The sequence below is a fragment of the Desulfuromonas carbonis genome (genome assembly GCF_054658035.1).
On record NZ_BAAHXR010000002.1, the window covers coordinates 225,738 to 242,254 of the forward strand.

17 protein-coding genes are annotated in these 16,517 nt (G+C 62.7%); 15 read left to right on the top strand and 2 right to left on the bottom strand.

Annotation, left to right across the window (positions count from 1 at the left end; all coding sequences use genetic code 11):
• Positions 1 to 60: 60 nt before the first annotated feature.
• From ACYQ8E_RS03280 to ACYQ8E_RS03325, 10 genes are all read left to right on the top strand, one after another.
• On the top strand, positions 61 to 1,074 hold the full coding sequence (locus ACYQ8E_RS03280) for an MBL fold metallo-hydrolase (RefSeq protein WP_459860096.1): 1,014 nt from the start codon (positions 61 to 63) through the stop codon (positions 1,072 to 1,074).
• 308 nt (positions 1,075 to 1,382) lie between these two features.
• Positions 1,383 to 3,200: a chloride channel protein gene (locus tag ACYQ8E_RS03285; protein ID WP_459860098.1), complete on the top strand. Its 1,818-nt coding sequence runs from the start codon at positions 1,383 to 1,385 to the stop codon at positions 3,198 to 3,200.
• A 70-nt stretch (positions 3,201 to 3,270) separates the two neighbouring features.
• Complete coding sequence (locus ACYQ8E_RS03290; RefSeq protein WP_066726975.1) at positions 3,271 to 4,014, top strand: TlyA family RNA methyltransferase; 744 nt, start codon at positions 3,271 to 3,273, stop codon at positions 4,012 to 4,014.
• Positions 4,011 to 4,778: an SAM-dependent methyltransferase gene (locus tag ACYQ8E_RS03295; RefSeq protein ID WP_066726977.1), complete on the top strand. Its 768-nt coding sequence runs from the start codon at positions 4,011 to 4,013 to the stop codon at positions 4,776 to 4,778. Before ACYQ8E_RS03290 ends, ACYQ8E_RS03295 begins: the two co-directional genes overlap by 4 nt.
• Before the next feature lie 2 nt (positions 4,779 to 4,780).
• Positions 4,781 to 5,743, top strand: a complete 963-nt coding sequence (locus tag ACYQ8E_RS03300; RefSeq protein ID WP_066726979.1) for a U32 family peptidase — start codon at positions 4,781 to 4,783, stop codon at positions 5,741 to 5,743.
• Between the two features lie 5 nt (positions 5,744 to 5,748).
• Complete coding sequence (locus tag ACYQ8E_RS03305; protein ID WP_066726981.1) at positions 5,749 to 6,807, top strand: metallophosphoesterase family protein; 1,059 nt, start codon at positions 5,749 to 5,751, stop codon at positions 6,805 to 6,807.
• Positions 6,804 to 8,975 (top strand): ATP-binding protein, encoded by a 2,172-nt coding sequence (locus ACYQ8E_RS03310; RefSeq protein WP_066726983.1) that lies wholly within the window; start codon positions 6,804 to 6,806, stop codon positions 8,973 to 8,975. The genes ACYQ8E_RS03305 and ACYQ8E_RS03310 overlap by 4 nt, the downstream gene beginning before the upstream one ends.
• Positions 8,947 to 9,297: a histidine triad nucleotide-binding protein gene (locus ACYQ8E_RS03315; RefSeq protein WP_335339870.1), complete on the top strand. Its 351-nt coding sequence runs from the start codon at positions 8,947 to 8,949 to the stop codon at positions 9,295 to 9,297. Before ACYQ8E_RS03310 ends, ACYQ8E_RS03315 begins: the two co-directional genes overlap by 29 nt.
• A 193-nt stretch (positions 9,298 to 9,490) precedes the next feature.
• On the top strand, positions 9,491 to 10,918 hold the full coding sequence (locus ACYQ8E_RS03320) for an HD domain-containing protein (RefSeq protein ID WP_459860102.1): 1,428 nt from the start codon (positions 9,491 to 9,493) through the stop codon (positions 10,916 to 10,918).
• Positions 10,918 to 11,997: a polysaccharide deacetylase family protein gene (locus ACYQ8E_RS03325; protein WP_066726989.1), complete on the top strand. Its 1,080-nt coding sequence runs from the start codon at positions 10,918 to 10,920 to the stop codon at positions 11,995 to 11,997. Before ACYQ8E_RS03320 ends, ACYQ8E_RS03325 begins: the two co-directional genes overlap by 1 nt.
• Here the strand turns inward: ACYQ8E_RS03325 and ACYQ8E_RS03330 are convergent.
• Positions 11,951 to 12,940 (bottom strand): glucosaminidase domain-containing protein, encoded by a 990-nt coding sequence (locus ACYQ8E_RS03330; RefSeq protein WP_066726991.1) that lies wholly within the window; start codon positions 12,938 to 12,940, stop codon positions 11,951 to 11,953. The two genes, ACYQ8E_RS03325 and ACYQ8E_RS03330, sit on opposite strands and share 47 nt — an antisense overlap.
• Positions 12,941 to 13,193: 253 nt before the next feature.
• Here ACYQ8E_RS03330 and ACYQ8E_RS03335 point away from each other — a divergent pair, with 253 nt between their 5' ends.
• The 3 genes from ACYQ8E_RS03335 to ACYQ8E_RS03345 all read left to right on the top strand — a co-directional run bounded on the left by ACYQ8E_RS03335 (position 13,194) and on the right by ACYQ8E_RS03345 (position 14,320).
• Positions 13,194 to 13,358: a hypothetical protein gene (locus ACYQ8E_RS03335; RefSeq protein WP_197463764.1), complete on the top strand. Its 165-nt coding sequence runs from the start codon at positions 13,194 to 13,196 to the stop codon at positions 13,356 to 13,358.
• A 17-nt stretch (positions 13,359 to 13,375) separates the two neighbouring features.
• Complete coding sequence (locus ACYQ8E_RS03340; protein WP_066726993.1) at positions 13,376 to 13,849, top strand: ferritin family protein; 474 nt, start codon at positions 13,376 to 13,378, stop codon at positions 13,847 to 13,849.
• Between the two features lie 111 nt (positions 13,850 to 13,960).
• The gene (locus ACYQ8E_RS03345) at positions 13,961 to 14,320 is read left to right on the top strand and encodes a hypothetical protein (protein WP_066726995.1); all 360 of its coding nucleotides are present in this window, start codon (positions 13,961 to 13,963) and stop codon (positions 14,318 to 14,320) included.
• Between the two features lie 394 nt (positions 14,321 to 14,714).
• On the opposite strand, the gene ACYQ8E_RS03350 is transcribed toward ACYQ8E_RS03345, so the two are convergent.
• Positions 14,715 to 15,437 (bottom strand): MazG family protein, encoded by a 723-nt coding sequence (locus ACYQ8E_RS03350; protein WP_066726997.1) that lies wholly within the window; start codon positions 15,435 to 15,437, stop codon positions 14,715 to 14,717.
• A gap of 221 nt (positions 15,438 to 15,658) precedes the next feature.
• Between ACYQ8E_RS03350 and ACYQ8E_RS03355 the strand changes: the two genes are divergently transcribed.
• The gene (locus ACYQ8E_RS03355; RefSeq protein WP_197463765.1) at positions 15,659 to 16,234 is read left to right on the top strand and encodes a YceD family protein; all 576 of its coding nucleotides are present in this window, start codon (positions 15,659 to 15,661) and stop codon (positions 16,232 to 16,234) included.
• A gap of 91 nt (positions 16,235 to 16,325) precedes the next feature.
• A complete protein-coding gene (gene rpmF, locus ACYQ8E_RS03360; RefSeq protein WP_082820271.1) occupies positions 16,326 to 16,505 on the top strand; it encodes a 50S ribosomal protein L32 in 180 nt (59 codons plus the stop codon).
• Positions 16,506 to 16,517: the final 12 nt, after the last annotated feature.

The following is a 16,517-nucleotide window of genomic DNA, read 5'->3' on the forward strand; positions in this document are numbered from 1 at the left end:
ATCCATGAGACCGATAGGTCGAATTGGACTTGTCATGGGTTCAAATAGTAGAGGTTACAGGTGCGATCGGTCTTTTTCCCACGGCTTCTCAATGGTCCTTTCGGTGATCCGGCCTTTTATGTGCGGCTGGCCCATCACCGCGAGGCGCTCCTCATTGACTGTGGCGACCTGCGGCGGCTTGGCACCCGGGACGCGCTGAAGATAACCGCCCTCTTTGTCTCCCACGCCCACATCGACCACATGGTCGGGTTTGACGCCCTGCTGCGGACCTTTCTCTACCAGGACCGCACCCTGCTCGTCTATGGTCCTGCCGGCATGGCGGACCAGGTCCGGGGGCGGCTCTCCGGCTATACCTGGAACCTGATCGAGGGCTACCCCCTCGCCCTTACCGTGCGGGAATGGGACGAGAGGCCGGGGCGGGAAGTCACCTTTCGCGCCGCCAACGGGTTTGTGCCGGAAGGGGAAGGGGCCTGGGGGTGGGGCGGCGCCGAGGACCTGCTGCTGGCCGATGATCATTTGCAGGTACGTGCCCTCGCCCTCGATCACGGCGGCATTGTCTCTCTCGCCTTCAGCCTCGAGGAGCCTCTCCACGTTGCGATCCACAAGGATGCCCTGGAGCGGCACGGCTACCTCCCCGGCCCCTGGCTGGCCCGCTTCAAGGATCTGCTCCGAAAGGGGGCGGCGGGGACGACCCCGGTTCAGGTGCCGCGAACTTCAGGGGAAGCTCTTACGGTGCCCCTTGCGGATCTGGCGCCGCGTATCGCCCATACCGAGCGGGGCATGAAGATTGTTTATGTCACCGATGCCGCGCCGAGCAGCGACAACCTTGAAAAGATTGTCACCTTCGCCAACGACGCCCACCTCCTCGCCATCGAAGCAGTCTTTCCCGACGCCGAACTGGACCGGGCCCGGGAGCGCAACCACCTGACCGCCCGCCTGGCCGGGGATAGCGCGCGCCGCGCCGGTGCGCTGCGCCTGTTGACCTTCCATCACTCTCCCCGCTACCAGGATGATCCTGATCGGCTCCCCGACGAAGCCCGGGCTGCCTTCGCGCCCCCGCTCGGCGAATCCTGACCGTTGCCGGTTGCGCCCAGCGGGGCTCTTTCTATTCCCGGTGGGGATGGAAAATGACGGGATCGATTCTCTCTGCAGGCGGATAAGCGGTTGACGCCCCCGTTTTGTTCTGGCATTGTCCAACGAATCCCTGGCCTCGCCTGACCTGCAACCCGGGTCGGCCGGCAAGGGGAGCGAAACCTCGCGTAACGGTTCAAACCCTTTGACTCATCTTCCAGTCTTTAAAGAGAAATGGATCGTTCCCACTGCGAGGTCTAGCGCCGATCGCGACCACCGGTTCTGATTGACCTCCTGCCCGGATCTGACCATTGTTCGAGCATCTGACCAAATTCTCTTATTTGCGCCGTCTCTTCGGGCATGCCGAAAGTCGCCATCTGTTGCTCAGCGTCCTGGTCGGACTGATTGCCGGGAGTGGCGCGGTCGCCTTTTATTTCACCACCAATGCGGTTGACCACGGCCTGCTCAAAGGATTCGCCGGTTTTCATCCCCCTGGCGAGGGGGTCGGGACCAGTGCGGCGACGATGCCGATGATCGCCTCCCTGGCGATGGAGCATCGCTGGTTTCTCTTCCTGCTCCCCGCACTCGGCGGGATCGTCTCTGGGGTTCTGGTCTACAAGTTTGCCCCCGAGGCGGAAGGGCACGGTACCGACGCCGCCATCGATGCTTTTCACAATCGCGGCGGGCTGATCCGTGGCCGTGTCCCCTGGATCAAGGCTCTCGCTTCGGTAGCGACCATCGGTACCGGTGGCTCGGCCGGCCGGGAAGGGCCGATCGCCCAGATCGGCGCCGGATTCGGCTCATTTCTCGCTACCCGCCTTCGTCTTTCCAGCAGCGATCGCCGCATCCTGCTCCTGGCGGGAATCGCCGGTGGCATCGGCGCCACCTTCCGTGCCCCTCTCGGGGGAGCGCTCTTTGCCGTCGAGGTCCTTTACCGCGACCCCGAGTTCGAGCACGAGGCGCTCATTCCCTGCCTGATCTCCTCGATTATCGCCTATTCTCTCTTCGGCGCGGTCACCGGATGGCATCCGCTCCTGGTCACTCCTCACTTCGTCTTCGAAAATCCGAGCGAACTCTTTCTCTACCTGCTGCTCGGCCTGCTTTGCGGCGGCCTCGGCAAGCTCTATGTCCGCACCTTTTACAGCCTGCGCGACTTCTTCCGCGGCCTCGCCATGCCCTCCGTTCTCAAGCCGGCCCTTGGTGGTATCCTTCTCGGGGTGCTGGCGATGGCGGTGCCGCAGGTGCTCGGTTCCGGCTACGGCTACGTCCAGGCCGCCCTCTACGGCAAGATGGCGCTGTGGGTGATGCTGGTGGTGGCGCTGGCCAAAATCCTCGCCACCAGTCTGACCATCCCCTCCGGGGGGTCGGGGGGCGTCTTCGCCCCGAGCCTGGTGATCGGCGCCCTGCTTGGCGGCGCCTTTGGCGCCATTGCCCTGCAGCTCTTTCCGGGGCTGGTCAGTGACCCGCGCAGCTATGTCCTGGTCGGCATGGCCGGCTTTTTTGCCGGGGTCTCCAGTACCCCGATCGCGACCCTTATCATGGTCAGCGAACTGACCGGAAACTATGCCCTGCTCGCGCCGCTGATGCTGGTCTGCGTGGTGGCGATGCTCGCCTTCCGCCAGAACTCCATTTATGAGAAGCAGGTGCGCAGCCGGCTCGACTCCCCCGCCCACCTCGGCGACTTTGTCGTCGATGTTCTTGAGGGGCTCACCGTTAATGACATCGCCGATCAGGGCCATGCGCCGACGCTGATCCCGGAAAACCTCACCCTTCCCGACATTCTGCTGCGGATCGCCCGCGCCGAGGGGGCCTACTACCCGGTGGTCAATGACGCCGGAGTCATGACCGGGATCTTCTCGGTCAACGATATCCGGCGGATCCTGGACGAGGAGATTCCTCCCGGGCTGGTCTGCGCCAAGGATATCGCCGCCTCCCAGGTGGTGACCTGCGAGGTGGGGGATTCGATGAATGACGCGATGCGCAAGCTGGCCAGCCGCGGTTTCGAAGAGCTTCCGGTGGTGGCCGGCAATGAGCCGGGGAAGGTTCTCTTCATGCTGTCGCGGCGCTCGCTGCTGGCCCGCTACGCCAAGGAACTGGAGAAAAAAAAGGGGCATTATCAGGGCGCCTGAGGCAGCTCGGGAATTGCCGCCGGTTACTCCTTCGTGCTAATCTAACCCGCCCCTCAACAGTGAGTAGCCGGTGAAAAAAGAGCGTCTCGACAAGCTGCTGGTAAGCCGTGGACTGGTGCAGTCCCGCGAACGGGCGCGGGCGCTGATCCTGGCCGGCAAGGTCGTTGTCGGCGATCACGCCGTCGACAAGGCCGGCGCCCAGGTACCTGGTGATGCCGAGCTGCGCCTGAAAGGGGAGGATATCCCCTACGTCTCCCGCGGCGGATTGAAGCTCGCTGCCGGACTCGATGCCTTCGCCCTCGACGTGACCGGCCAGGTTGCCATCGATGTCGGCGCCTCCACCGGTGGCTTTACCGATTGCCTGCTGCAGCGCGGCGCGGTCCGGGTTTACGCCGTCGATGTCGGTTACGGCCAGCTCGCCTGGTCGCTGCGGGAGGACCCGCGAGTGATCAACCTGGAGCGCACCAATATCCGGGAACTTACCCGCGAGCAGCTCCCCGAACAGCCGCAACTGGCAGTCATCGACGCCTCCTTCATCTCCCTTGACAAGGTGCTGCCGCCGACCCTGGCGCTGCTCGCCCCTGCCGCCACCGTGGTCGCTCTTATCAAGCCGCAGTTCGAGGTCGGCCGAGGGGAGGTCGGCAAGGGCGGCGTGGTGCGGGATCCGGCCCAGCATCTGCGGGTAGTCGAGCAGGTGCGAGAGCTGGCGGCCGCCCTGGGCTGTCGCGTGATTGGCGTAACCGACAGCCCGCTCCTCGGCCCCAAGGGGAACCGGGAGTTTCTCATCGCCCTGACCCGGGGAGGGGCGGCATGAACAAGGTCTATTTCATCGGTGCCGGCCCCGGCGATCCCGAACTCCTCACCCTGCGTGGCGCAAACCTGCTGAAAGGGTGCGCAACGGTCTTCGCTATCGACGCCTTCGCCGAAACCTTCGCCGGACTGGTGGCCGGCAAGGAACTGCGCGACCCCTTCGACTATCCCTTCGCGGAGCTGATCGCCCTGCTGCAGGCGCTGGCCGAAAAGGCCCCCGTGGCGTTCCTGGTCCCCGGCGATCTGACCTTCTACTCCCCCTTCCAGGCGCTGGTCGATGGACTTGGCGATCAGGCGGAAGTCATCCCGGGTGTTGGTACCGCCAATGCCGCTTCGGCGGCGCTGAAAAAGACCCTGGACCTGCCGAGCATCTGCAATCGCACCATCCTGGTCTCGCCGCGCACCCTCGGCGACGGGCCGGACGCGCCCACCCTCGAAGCACTCGCCGCGCCCGGCGTCACCCTCCTGATTTACATGAACAACCTCCCCCTCGACGAGCTCTGTGCGCAGCTGCGACGCGGTTATGGCGGCAACGTGCCGATCGCCCTCCTGCACCGCCTCGGGCTGGCCGGGGAGACTGTCCTGGTCGGTGCCCTGGACGATATCGCCGCCCAGGTTGGCGAGCGGGACTTTTTCAACCTCAGCGGGCCGAGTCGCCGCCCGGCCCTGACCCTGGTCGTGGCGGGCGAGACGCTGGCGAGCCAGGTCGACGGCAGCTGGTGGGATTTTCGGCGCGACCATATCTGGCGGCCGGGGGGGGAGGCTTGAGCGTGCGGATAATCTCCCCGATTGATTCCCTGGCCGAGACAGGGGCGCTCCTCGATGCCGGCGCCGATGAGCTTTACGGCGGCTGCCTGCCGGCGGAGTGGTCGAAACGCTTCAGTCTGCTTACCTCGGTCAATCAGCGCACCTTCGCCGGCGCGCAGATCGACACTTTTGCCGATCTTGCCAGCATTGTCGCGCTGGTTCACGATCGTGGCCGCCGCTTTGCACTGACCCTGAACGCCCCCTTTTTCAGCGATCTGCAACAGCCGCTGGTCCTCGATTTTGTCGATCAGGCGGTCGCGGCCGGGATCGACGCGGTCATCCTTGCCGACATCGCCCTGTTACGGGCCCTGCGGCCGCGCCATCCCCGCCTCGAATTGCATGCCAGCACCCTGGCCCATCTCTCCAACTCGGCGGCGATCCGTTTTTATGCAGGGCAGGGGATCGAGCGGGTGGTACTCCCGCGCCATCTCAGCGTCGCCGAGATGGAGGCGATTACCGCCGCGGTCGCCCCGGTGCGCTGCGATGCCTTCCTGCTGATCGGCAAGTGTCCCAACACCGAAGGGCTGTGCAGTCATCACCACGCCAGTGCCGACAAAGTCTGGCCCTGTGAAATTCCCTATGCGATCGAACCTCTCGCGCGGGGGGCGGTTTCTTCGCGCCTGCGGGCGGCGATCGAGCGCCAGGGAGGATGGGCCCGGACCAATCGCCGCCACGGCTGCGGTCTCTGTGCCCTGCCGAGGTTGCAGACCGCCGGCATTTTCGGCGTCAAGCTGGTGGGGCGGGGTGCGCCAACCGCCCAGAAGGTGAACAACCTGCTGCTGACCCGGGAATTTTTGCAGCTCGCCACCAGTGAAACCGACCCGGTGATTTACCGGCAACGGGCCCGGGCTGCCCATCGCGCCCGGTTTGGCAGCGATTGCTCGGCCAATGTCTGCTACTATCCTGAATTTCTCGAAGAGGGTTAGCCTGGATGCTGCGTCTCCTTCACACCGCCAGCCCGTTTTTGGACGCTCCCCACTCCTGCTTTGGCGCCGTCGCCGCGGCCCGGGGGGAGGACTTTCTCCATACCTTCGAGCAGGTGCTGGAGGTGGCCCGGCGGGAACAGGCCTCGATTTTCCTGGTCGCAGGGGATCTCTTTGCGACGCCACGCCCGCGGCGGGAGATCCTGGCGCGGGTGGTGGCCGGGCTCGAATCCCTGCGCGCCGCCGGCATTCATCCCGTCGTGCTCCCCGGTCCCCGGGATACCGGGCTGAGTGCCGACGCCGTCTATCGGCGTCAGGACCTTCCCGGAACCATCCTTTCAACCTCCGGAGCGGTTACGAGCCTGGAGGTCAACGGCCGGCTGGTGCGTTTTGTTACGGCGGGCGCAACACCTCCGGCACCTGTCGCGGGGAGCTTCGACATCGGTGTCGCCTGCGCAGCGCCCGACGCGCTGCCTCCCCCCTTCTCCGGGACCTGGCGCCCGGACTACCTGGCCCTCGGTGGTCGGGGTGACTTTGAGCTGCTGAGCCGGGAAGAGATCGTCTACGGCTGTCGTCCCGGGGGGGCAGAGGGGGTCGATTTCACCGAAACCGGAGCGCGGCATGCGGCCCTGGTTGACCTCGAGCCGCAAAGCTGCCTGGTGCGGCAACTCAAGGTCAATCGCCGGCTGTTGCTGGAACGGGAAATCGTTCTGAGCGGCAGCGAGGACGACGCCGCTCTTGCTGCCCGGGTACGTGCCGAGTTGGTGCCCGAAGCCGCTCTGCGCCTGGTCCTGCGTGGGTCCGTGGAACAGCCGATTGACCTTGCCGCCCTGGAGGACCAGGTCGCCGGAGCCAGTTTTTTCCTGGTCATGGAGGACCAGACCAGCTTGGCCGGCAGCCGCCTCGTTGCCCGGTTTGCCGCCGAGGATACGGTGCGCGGGCTCTGTCTGCGCCGGGCGCTGGAGCGTCTTGCCTGCGCCGGGGAAGGGGAGAAGGAGCTGCTGGAAGCAGCGCTGCGGGAAATTCTGACCCGGTTGCAGATGGTATCCGGCGGAGCCGAGTCATGATTCTGCGGCATCTCGAGTTAAAGCAGTTCGGACGCTTCAGCGAGCGCAGTTTTGAATTTCGCCGCGGGCTCAACCTGGTGGTCGGGCCGAACGAAGCGGGGAAGTCGACCCTGGTCGAGGCGATTCCGGCGATTCTCTTTGGCAGCAGCAAAGCCGAACGCTTTCGCCCCTGGGGGCGTCCTGCCGAATGCCGGGCCGCCCTGGTCCTTGAAACTCCAGGCCGCACGGTGCGCATCGAGCGGGACCTCCTTTCGGACCATACCGAACTCCTCGAACAGGATGATCTTTACCAGGTCCGTGACAGCTTTACCGGAAAAGCTCCCTGCAGCGGTCGCGGCGCCACCCGTGCCGACTACCTCGAGCGCCTGGTACGCCTTTTTGGGGTGGCCGACGAGGAACTCTTCCGGGCGTCTCTTTTCTTTGGCCAGGGGGCCCTCGGTTTTGGCGGGGGCGAGGGGTTCGCGGCACGGGTGCGCAGCCTCCTGACCGGTGCCGTCGATACGGATTACCAGGAGGTATTGAGCACTCTTGGCGACGAATATTTTGCCCTGACCCGGATTAACCCCTGGGGACGAGATCGCGCCAAGGATCGCCAGCTCGAGATCCTTCGCGCTGAGCTGGCGGAGCTGGAGCAGCGACAGGCTGACGCCGCCCGGCATCTTGCCGCCGCCGCCGAATTGCATGGCCGAATCGGGGAACTGCGGGAAAACCTGACCCAGGAACGGAGCGATCACGAGCAGGGGCGGCAGTATCTGGCCTGGGCGCACCAGCAATGGCGGCGCATCGGCGCCGGGGAGGCGACCGCGGTGCCACCGGTCGTTCCTTCGGCAGATGTGGCCGCACTCCTCAAGGAGCGGGAGGGGTTGCGCCGGGACTATCGCCAAACGGGACTTCCGGACCCGATTCCCTCCGAGTTACCGCCCCTGCTCGAAACTGCGGACGGGATCCGCCAGGAGCTGGTGACGATCGGCAGCGAAGCGACGCGGCTGCGGCAGGCGCAACTCAAGTTGCCGCGCCTTCCCTGGGTTGCCCTGGGAAGCATTAGCGCTATCGCCATACTGCTGGCCCTGAGCGCCGCCTGGCTGTTTCCGGACTGGCTGTGGGCAGTGCTGGCGACGGTGGCGGGCGTGTTGGGCACCTGCTGGGGCCTGTTACTGCGCAAGGGCGCGACCACCAGGCGCAGGCGCCAGGAACTTGAGAAGGAAGGGCGGGAGGTCGAGGCGGAGCGGGAAGCGGCGCAGGAGCGACTGGCCGCCCTCGACGAAGCTTTTGAAGCCCTTGGTCTTTCCCCCTCTGCGGTGGAAGTGGCACGGATGCAGAAAAACCTGGAGCGTGCCCGCCGCATCGGTGAACAGCTGCAGGCGATCGAGAACGAATTGCAGCTACGATCGGCCCCAGCCAGCCCCGGCTCTGCAGCCGTGGTCGCGGCGAGCCCGGCACCGCCGGCCAATTTGCTGCCGCTGGCGGAACTGCCGGAGGCCGAGGGGCGCCTGGAGGCCTTAGGCCGGCAAATCGCCGAGCACGAAGCGGAGCTGTTGCGGCTGGTGGAAGCCGAGGCGGCGCTGCAGGGAGAGCTGCTTGCCGCCGAGCAACTCGATGCCGAAATTGCCCGGCGGCGCAGCGAGGAGGCTCAGCTCCTGCGGCGTCGCGATCTGCTCGCCCTGAGTATCGATCTCCTTGCTGGCGCCGTCGAAGAATATCATCAGGAACATTTCAACCGATTTGCTGAAGAGCTCGGCCATTCGCTGCGCCTGGTTACCGGCGGTCGCTATGCCGAGGTGCGCTGCCACGACGATTTTTCTTTCTCCCTGCGGGGCAAGGGAAACAGCTGGCAACCCCTGGAGCGTTTCAGCCGCGGCACCATCGACGCCTGTCAGCTGGCGGTTCGACTGGCGCTCACGCGGCGCCTGGCCCGGGATCGCCATCTGCCGCTGATTCTGGACGATCCGCTGGTCAACCTTGACCGCTTCCGCATGGCCGAGGCGCTGAAGATGCTGGAGCGCCTGAGCAGTGAGCACCAGGTCATTCTGTTCAGCCACGACGAGCAGCTCCTGAAACGGGCGGCCCGGGATCGCTGGCATGTTATCCCTCTTGAAGAGACGCGGGGGATCCCCCCTCAAAGCTCACAGGAAAGGAGCGATGATAGTGGACAACTGCATCTTTTGTAAGATTCTCGCCGGTGAAATCCCCGGCAAATGTGTCTACGAGGACGACAAGGTGGTGGCCCTGATCGACATCAATCCTCAGGCGCCCCATCACTATGTCCTGGTGCCGCGCAAGCACATCCGTACCACCCTCGACCTGACCACCGCCGACAATGAGCTCGTCGGCCACATCTACCAGGTGGCGGGGAAGGTGGCCCATGATCTCGGTTTTGCCGATGACGGCTTCCGCATTGTCAATAACTGCAACGAGGCGGGTGGGCAGGTGGTCTGGCATATCCATTTTCACCTCCTCGGTGGCCGCGACCTCGGCTGGCCCCCCGGATAACGGCTTGCCGGAGGTACCTGTCTCGACTAAGATGAAACGTTCGCAGAACCGCAATCTCATTTTCAGGACCGTTAATCAAAAGTTGGGTTCAATTCCCCGCAGCTTGCTGCGCGATTTTTACTAAGGGTGTAGGCTGTTGATACCCCGTAGCTTGCTGCGGGGTAGTTCATTGGATAATCCGCAGGCACATCAGGTGGATCGCCAGCAACTCCGCCTGATCAACGAAATCATGGAATTGCTGGTCACCCATTACGGGGGCGGGCTCAGCGAGACCGAACTTGATCGTGGCATCGATGTATTGCAGCGAGCCCTCGAACTGGCGCGTGCCTCTCACGCCGACCAGGTCCGCAAGTCGGGAGAGCCCTACTTCTATCATCCGCTGCGGGTGGCCCATCTTGCCGCCCGGCACTGGATGGATTTCGATTCGATCATGGCGGCAATACTCCACGATGTGGTCGAGGATACCCCGGTCACCCTGGAAGAGGTGGAGAGCCAGTTCGGTTCGGAGGTGGCGCTGCTGGTCAATGGGCTGACCAAAGCGGCCGACGAACGACTGAACCGCCAGGCGCTGAAGGAGAAGACCTATCGCAAGCAGTTGCTGGCGGCCATTGAGGATGTCCGGGTCCTCTGCCTGAAGTTCTGGGACCGCATGGACAACCTGCAGACGATCAGTGCTCTGAACCCGCAAAAGCAATCGCTGATCGCCGAGGAGACCCGTTCCATCTATGTGCCGCTGGCGCGTCACCTCGGCATGGGGCTGGTCGCCTCGGAACTCGATGCCCTGTCGCTGGCGATCCTCTACCCGCGCCGTGCCGAGCGCTACCGGGCGGTCATCGTTCAGGCCCAACAGCGCTTCGAGCCGGCCCTGCGCAAAATCCGGGCGGAGATCAATAACAGCTGTGAGCATCACCGCATCCACGTCCTGCTGCGCGACCGCTGGCGCCCCTTCTCCATCGCCGGGGCGCAGGCGATGGGACGGGGGCTGACCACCCTCTATACCCTGGAGATGCAGGTGGATCGCACCATGGATGCCTATCTGGCCCTCGGTCTGCTGCACAGCCTCTATCCGCCGATTCCCGGGAAACTGCGGGATCACCTCAATGTTCCGTCCCAGTTCGGCTACCAGGCCCTGAAAACGACAGTCCAGGCCGGGGAGAACCGGATCCGGGTGGAAATCACCACCCGCAAGCTGGCCCGTTTCAACGAAGCTGGCGTTCTCGCTCCCGGTTTCGAATTTCGCCGCGCCAATTTCCGCGAGCTGATGCAATCCCTGCTCGAAGGGGAGTCCGCTTTCGATACCGAAAGCCTGCGCCTGGCTTCGGCCTCGATTCAGGTCTACACGCCGCGCGGGGAGATTCGTACCCTGCCGGAAGGGAGCAGCGCCCTCGATTTCGCTTTTGATATCCATGAAGAGCTCGGTTTGCATGCAGTCCGAGCCCGGATCAACGGCCAGACCCGGCTGCTCAAGTCGCGCCTGATGGACGGTGACCAGGTCGCGATTGAACGGGGAGAAGGCCCGGCAGTTCTCCCCAAGTGGCTGGAGTGGGCGGTTACCCCCCGCGCCCGCAACCGGATTCGCCGTTATCTGCGCAGTCGCGTGCAAAAAGGGGCGGGTGAATAATGCGGGTCCTGACCCTTCTGCCATTCCTGCTGTTCCTTATCGCCAGCATCTTAATGTCCGCCCCCGCGCTTTCCCTGCCCGCGCCATCGAACGAGGCGGTTGTCTTCATCTACCACCGCTTCGGTGACGTCAGGCATCCTTCGACCAATATCGACCTGGAGGTCTTTGCCGCCCAGCTCGCCTGGCTCAAGGCGGAAAAGCGGCCGGTGCTGGCCCTGGGCGAAATCGTGCGGCGTCTCGATGCCGGGGAACCTCTGCCCCAGGGGTGCGTCGCGCTGACCGTGGATGACGCCTATACCTCCTTTCTCACGGGGGGGATGCCGCTGCTGCGCCGTTTTGGATTCCCGGTCACTCTTTTTGTCAACACCGACGCAGTCGGCGCTGCCGACTACCTGAGCTGGGATGAACTGCGCGGGCTTGCCGCCGAGGGGGTGGAGATCGGGAACCACAGTGCCAGTCATGCCTACCTGCTCGAGACTCGGCCGGGAGAAGATCACGCGACCTGGCGTTCCCGGGTAGCAGCCGACATCGAGCGTGCCCAGCAGGCCCTAATCCGGGAGCTGCGCCTGACGCCCCGGCTCTTTGCCTATCCCTTCGGTGAATATTCGCCCGCCTTGCAGGACCTGGTCCGGGAGCTCGGCTTTGCGGCGGCAACCAGCCAGCAGTCGGGAGTGGTCTGGACCGGCAGCGAGCGTTTTGCGCTGCCACGGTTTCCCATGGGGGGCGCCTATGCCACCCTGGCGGAATTCCGGGGCAAGGCCGGAATGAGGGCGCTGCCGGTCACGGTACTGGCCCCTGGAACACCGCTGGTGAGCGGTTCGGAAAACCCGCCCCGATTGCGGGTGCGCATCGACGCCCCCAATGCTGACCTGGGTGGCCTTCGCTGTTTTGTCCAGGGGGAGAACCGGTGTCAGGTGATTGCGGTGGAAGGGGCGCCCGGGGAGTTTCTGGTTACGGCTGCCGGGCCCCTTGGCGGTCGGCGCAATAAATATACGCTGACGGCTCCAGGTAAGGCCGGAGGGTGGTACTGGTTCAGTCAGCCGTGGTTTCAGCCGCGGCAGGGCGCGGACGGCGGCTGAAGGATGGGGAAGAGAGGAGGCCCTTGGCATTGCCGACGTCGCCAGCGGGTGCCGGTCTTAGCGAGGCCGCCGAGAGGCGGGTGAGCCGGTTGCGGAGAATAATCTCCCGCAACTCCTTGACATAGTCGAGGCCGCGGGTCGAATAACGGTCGAGACCCTCGGCCAGGTCCAGACCGCGAAGGGGCTTGCCGGCAGCGCGGATTTGCGCCCGCTTGTGGCGGAAGTCGCGATAGGCCCAGTGGGTGTTGATATTCCGCAGGTAGGAATGAAGGGAAGCGGCCACGTTCGGAAAACGGCGGATTTCGTAGGTTGCTCCTTCGGGACGTTCCAGCGGGACCAGGCCGGTGCCGGGGAGAAAGGTCCATTCGCCGAAGAGGTTGTTGGCGCGGCGGGCAAAGCGCGACGTCCCGTAGGCCGATTCCGTGGCCGCCTGGGCCAGGACCAGAGAAGGCGGAATGACATCAATCCGTTCCAGCAGCTCACGACGCAATTCGGGGTCGAGATAGAGGTCGCCTTCCACGGCATACTCCCGCTGCAGTCCCAGGAGCTGGGAGTTCTCTTCCGGCGAAAGTTGACCGTCCCGCTCCAGCCGGTGCAGGAGTTCTTCGGCCTGGGCCCGTTGGGCGCTAATCTCCTCGTTGGCAAGAAGTACCATCGGCAACAGGGAGAGGAAGAAGATATGCTTCTTCTCAGTTACTCGCTCCACCCGGTGAAGGTCGGTTGGCAGAGTCTCCAGGATGAAGGGGGGGACACCTTCGAGGACCGTGCTCCAACCGTAGTTGTGGCTGGCAAAGAAATCCTCCAGCTCCTGATGACTGGCCGGCCGAATGGTTTGCGGCCGGGATGCCGCAGTGAGGCGGTCCTCCTCGTGGGGCTGGCAACCGCCAAGGGGGGCAAGCAGGAACCAGAGCAGGCAAATTATGAGGGGTAGCGGGGTGCGCATAGGCTTAATTACAATTCCCGGGAACACGTCCTGAATTTCAGGCGATTGTTGATAGCATATCCGCGTCGATTTGGCAATTTTTCCATCCGGGTTCCATCCGGGTTGAATGCGGAGAAGTGAGCGGGCCTCGATCTGGGGCTTGCTGCCGGCTGGCCGCCGGGTTTTTCTCCAAGTTGGGAGGGTGGTTGTCTGGCGCCCATCGATGTGGTATTCAGATATTATACGGTGACAAATCGAAATGACGGGAATTCGTATGGAAACGATCAAAACGGCTAGTTTTGAATATCTGATCAGCCTCGCCGAGGAACTCCCGGAAGGCGGTTTTCTGTTTCGTCTCGATGGCGTTGACTATCAGATTTCGGACGTCCTGGAAATTTCGCGTATTGCCGACCGGCATGGTTACATCGTCATCTATTGAATTGAGGGAGAGGTTGCATGACTCAGTCGGCTCAGGTTTGTTACACCTTTGAAGCGGCCCTTGAAATGGCGGTCAAGATGGAGCAGGAAGGCTTCCGCCACTACTTTGAGGCGTTGCGGATCGTGCGCGACAAGGCGGCTCAGGAAATACTCAGGGATGCCGCCCTCGATGAACTGGAGCACAAGTTCCAGCTCGAAAAGGCCCTGATCGAAGGGCAACTGGCCGGAGATGCTCTCGCGGCGCCGGTGCCGACCATGAACCTTGACTACGTTCTCGAAAAAAAGAGCCTGAATGCCGATGCGGATGGCCGCCAGGCCCTCGCCTATGCCATTCATCTCGAAAAGAGTTCCCTCGATTTTTACCGGCGAATGGCCAGGGGGTGCAGCGGGGCGCCGATGGGAGATCTCTTCACCCGGATTGCCAACGATGAAAGCCGGCACCTGCAGCAACTGGAGGACCTCTACGAGAAGCACTTCCTGACCGAGAATTGAGGCATATCTTGCCCGCTGGAAAATGCATGGAGGGCTGGTATCCGGCGCTACTGTTCTTTTTCGCAGGATGGGGTAAAGTAAAGCAAGACAGAACGCATTCGGGAGGCGCCGATGAAAAGTTACCTGGTGCTGGGACTCTTTTCCCTCCATGTTGTTGTTGTCTCCCTGGTGCGATATCTTCGCGACGAGGAATTCTTTCGCCTGACCGCCATGAAACGCGCCTGGGGCCGTTCCCGTGGGCTGGCCATGCATTTTCTGGCCAATATCGCATTGCCGATGGTTTTGGGGATTGTTTTTATATCCCAGGCCGTCGTCAGTGACCGGTCGAACCCGCACCATCCCCTGGAGGTCTCCCCCTCCCTGACCGAGCGGGTGGTATCTTCCCACGCAGGTGACCGACCCTGGTCGACGGTTTCCGTCGCAGCGCGGTCCGGCGACGACCTTTATCCCCTGCTCGTCCTCTCCCCCTGATCCAGCAAACTCTCTGACCGACCTCGTTTCTGGAGTCTCCCGGAAGAATATCCGGGTATTTTTCTGCGTATTGCCAAATCCGGGAATATTCCCGGGGGATAACTCCCGGGATTTGTGAAACTCGGTATGTGAATTGTAAGTAGCCGAAAAATAACTAGAAAAAAAGTGCCCAAAATCTAGGCAAGGAGACAAGTGGCCTGAGTTCGCAGGAACAGGGGAGGTAATCAACAAGGTTTTGAACAGGTTTTCCACAGTATTTGTGGACAAGGGGAGCAGGGGGTTGAAGCGCCTGGGTTTTTCCAGCCTCAGGAAATTTTGACCATTCCGGGTAAAGGGACGGAAGGGGGGGGGAGGACTCTTGAAGTCCAGTTAGGGAACCTTTGCCGGAGCCATTTTAGGGGTGTGAAGCGAGGTTTTGAGCAGGCTTTCCGGCGTGCCGGTTGAGGGCCTGCCGCAATGCCTGCTCGGCATCCAGCCCCGCGGTCCGGCCCCAGGCAACTGTAGCTAAAATGAATTCTCCGAAGGCTGCTTCGAGGCGTGATGCATCGTTGGCATTGGCGGCGGCGTCCACCAGCGGCCGATACCGGTTCTCAAGGGTTAGCACGTCCTGGGGCGCCTCCGGTGCCAAAACCGATTTTCGACTGGCGCGTTCAAGGAATTTGGCGGCGCGGGCGAGAGCGGGAAGATCCTTGGGGATCCCGTCGAGAAGATTTCTTTCCGTGCTGTGGTTCGGCTTTTCCTTGCGCTTGATCTGGTCCCACTGCTGGTTGAGTTCGTCAATCGTCGTAAGGGGGCTGTCCGCAAAGACATGAGGGTGGCGGCGTTCGAGTTTGTCACTGATACCATTGGCGACAGCGGCGAGGTCAAAGATTTCCTCTTCGGCAAAGATCTGGGCATGAAAGACGATCTGCAACAGGAGATCACCCAGTTCGTCCTTGATCTGGAGCGGATCTCCCCCATCCAGCGCTTCCAGGAGTTCGTAGACCTCTTCCAGCAGGTAAGGTTTCAGTGAAGCTGTCGTCTGCATGGCATCCCAGGGGCACCCCCCGGGGCTGCGAAGGATTTCCATGATGCGGTGGAGCCGACAAAGCGCGCGGCCGATTGCCCGGTTTTCCATGACTGATATCTCCTGACCGTGGGGAAGAAATTTTCTACCTTATATGCATCCTGATTGCAAGCAAGAGCCGGCCTGCGGCAGGGGAAAATTGTCCTTGCAAATTCCCCGGTATTAGGCTAATACAGAAGCCTCCGATGGGGCTGGAGGGGAGGAATTTCCCTTGACAAGCAGGGGGCAGTCTTTATACTGGCCGCTCTTTGCGGGGCGAGAAAGGCGCACAGGTGTTGCAGCTTCGCGTTGACGATATCAAGGACCAGGGGCTTCTCCTGGACTTCAGTGAGCCTCCGGAGTCCTTTCCCGCTCTTGAGGAGCTGCAGTTGCAGGGCGAAGTCAGTTTTGACGGTCCGATCGTTGTCAGCGGTCGGGTACAGCGGGTCGCCGGTCTGGTCGAGATCGAGGGAGCGGTTCAGACCGCAGCCCGGATCCCCTGTGGGCGCTGTCTGGAAGATGTCTCGCTCCCTCTGGATGCCAGGTTTTGCGTCACCTTCAGCCGGGAACTGCCGGAGATCGTGGACGAAGAGGATGGCGCGGAGCTGGAGCTCTCAGCCGAGGAGATGGGACTTATTCCATTTACCGGCGATGAGATCGATTTGCGCGAGGCGATTCAGGAGCAGGTCATCATGGCTCTGCCTCTGCGGCCGCTCTGCCGGCCTGAATGCCTGGGGCTCTGTCCCCAGTGCGGCGCCGACCTGAATCGTGAGCAGTGTGGTTGCGAGGCGCCGATTTTCAACAGCAAGTTCGGCAGCCTGCGCGAGTTTAAGATCAATAGTGAGGATAACGGCTCAGGGCGTAGCTAGAGCTGGAAAGAGTGTCTGGCCCGGCACGCGCCGGTTTCGGCCCCTGAATAGATCAAAACCCGGCATTGACCGGCACAAGGAGAATAGAATCATGGCGGTACCTAAGAAAAAGACTTCCAAATCAAAACGCGACATGCGGCGTGCCCATGACGCCGTAAACGCTCCTGGTATTTCGCTCTGCCCCCAGTGCAAAGAACCGAAACAGCCCCACCGCGTTTGCCCGAGTTGCGGGACCTATAAAGGTAAAGAAGTCATCTCCAGCGAAGAATAACAGCAGGGGACT

What these genes read in the sequence shown, in the direction of transcription:
- ACYQ8E_RS03350 (WP_066726997.1), bottom strand. Translation starts at nt 15,437, where the DNA reads ATGGAAAACCGGGCAATCGGCCGCGCGCTTTGTCGGCTCCACCGCATC.
- rpmF (WP_082820271.1), top strand. Translation starts at nt 16,326, where the DNA reads ATGGCGGTACCTAAGAAAAAGACTTCCAAATCAAAACGCGACATGCGG.
- ACYQ8E_RS03340 (WP_066726993.1), top strand. Translation starts at nt 13,376, where the DNA reads ATGACTCAGTCGGCTCAGGTTTGTTACACCTTTGAAGCGGCCCTTGAA.
- ACYQ8E_RS03325 (WP_066726989.1), top strand. Translation starts at nt 10,918, where the DNA reads ATGCGGGTCCTGACCCTTCTGCCATTCCTGCTGTTCCTTATCGCCAGC.
- ACYQ8E_RS03315 (WP_335339870.1), top strand. Translation starts at nt 8,947, where the DNA reads ATGATAGTGGACAACTGCATCTTTTGTAAGATTCTCGCCGGTGAAATC.
- ACYQ8E_RS03295 (WP_066726977.1), top strand. Translation starts at nt 4,011, where the DNA reads ATGAACAAGGTCTATTTCATCGGTGCCGGCCCCGGCGATCCCGAACTC.
- ACYQ8E_RS03330 (WP_066726991.1), bottom strand. Translation starts at nt 12,940, where the DNA reads ATGCGCACCCCGCTACCCCTCATAATTTGCCTGCTCTGGTTCCTGCTT.
- ACYQ8E_RS03310 (WP_066726983.1), top strand. Translation starts at nt 6,804, where the DNA reads ATGATTCTGCGGCATCTCGAGTTAAAGCAGTTCGGACGCTTCAGCGAG.
- ACYQ8E_RS03305 (WP_066726981.1), top strand. Translation starts at nt 5,749, where the DNA reads ATGCTGCGTCTCCTTCACACCGCCAGCCCGTTTTTGGACGCTCCCCAC.
- ACYQ8E_RS03345 (WP_066726995.1), top strand. Translation starts at nt 13,961, where the DNA reads ATGAAAAGTTACCTGGTGCTGGGACTCTTTTCCCTCCATGTTGTTGTT.
- ACYQ8E_RS03335 (WP_197463764.1), top strand. Translation starts at nt 13,194, where the DNA reads ATGGAAACGATCAAAACGGCTAGTTTTGAATATCTGATCAGCCTCGCC.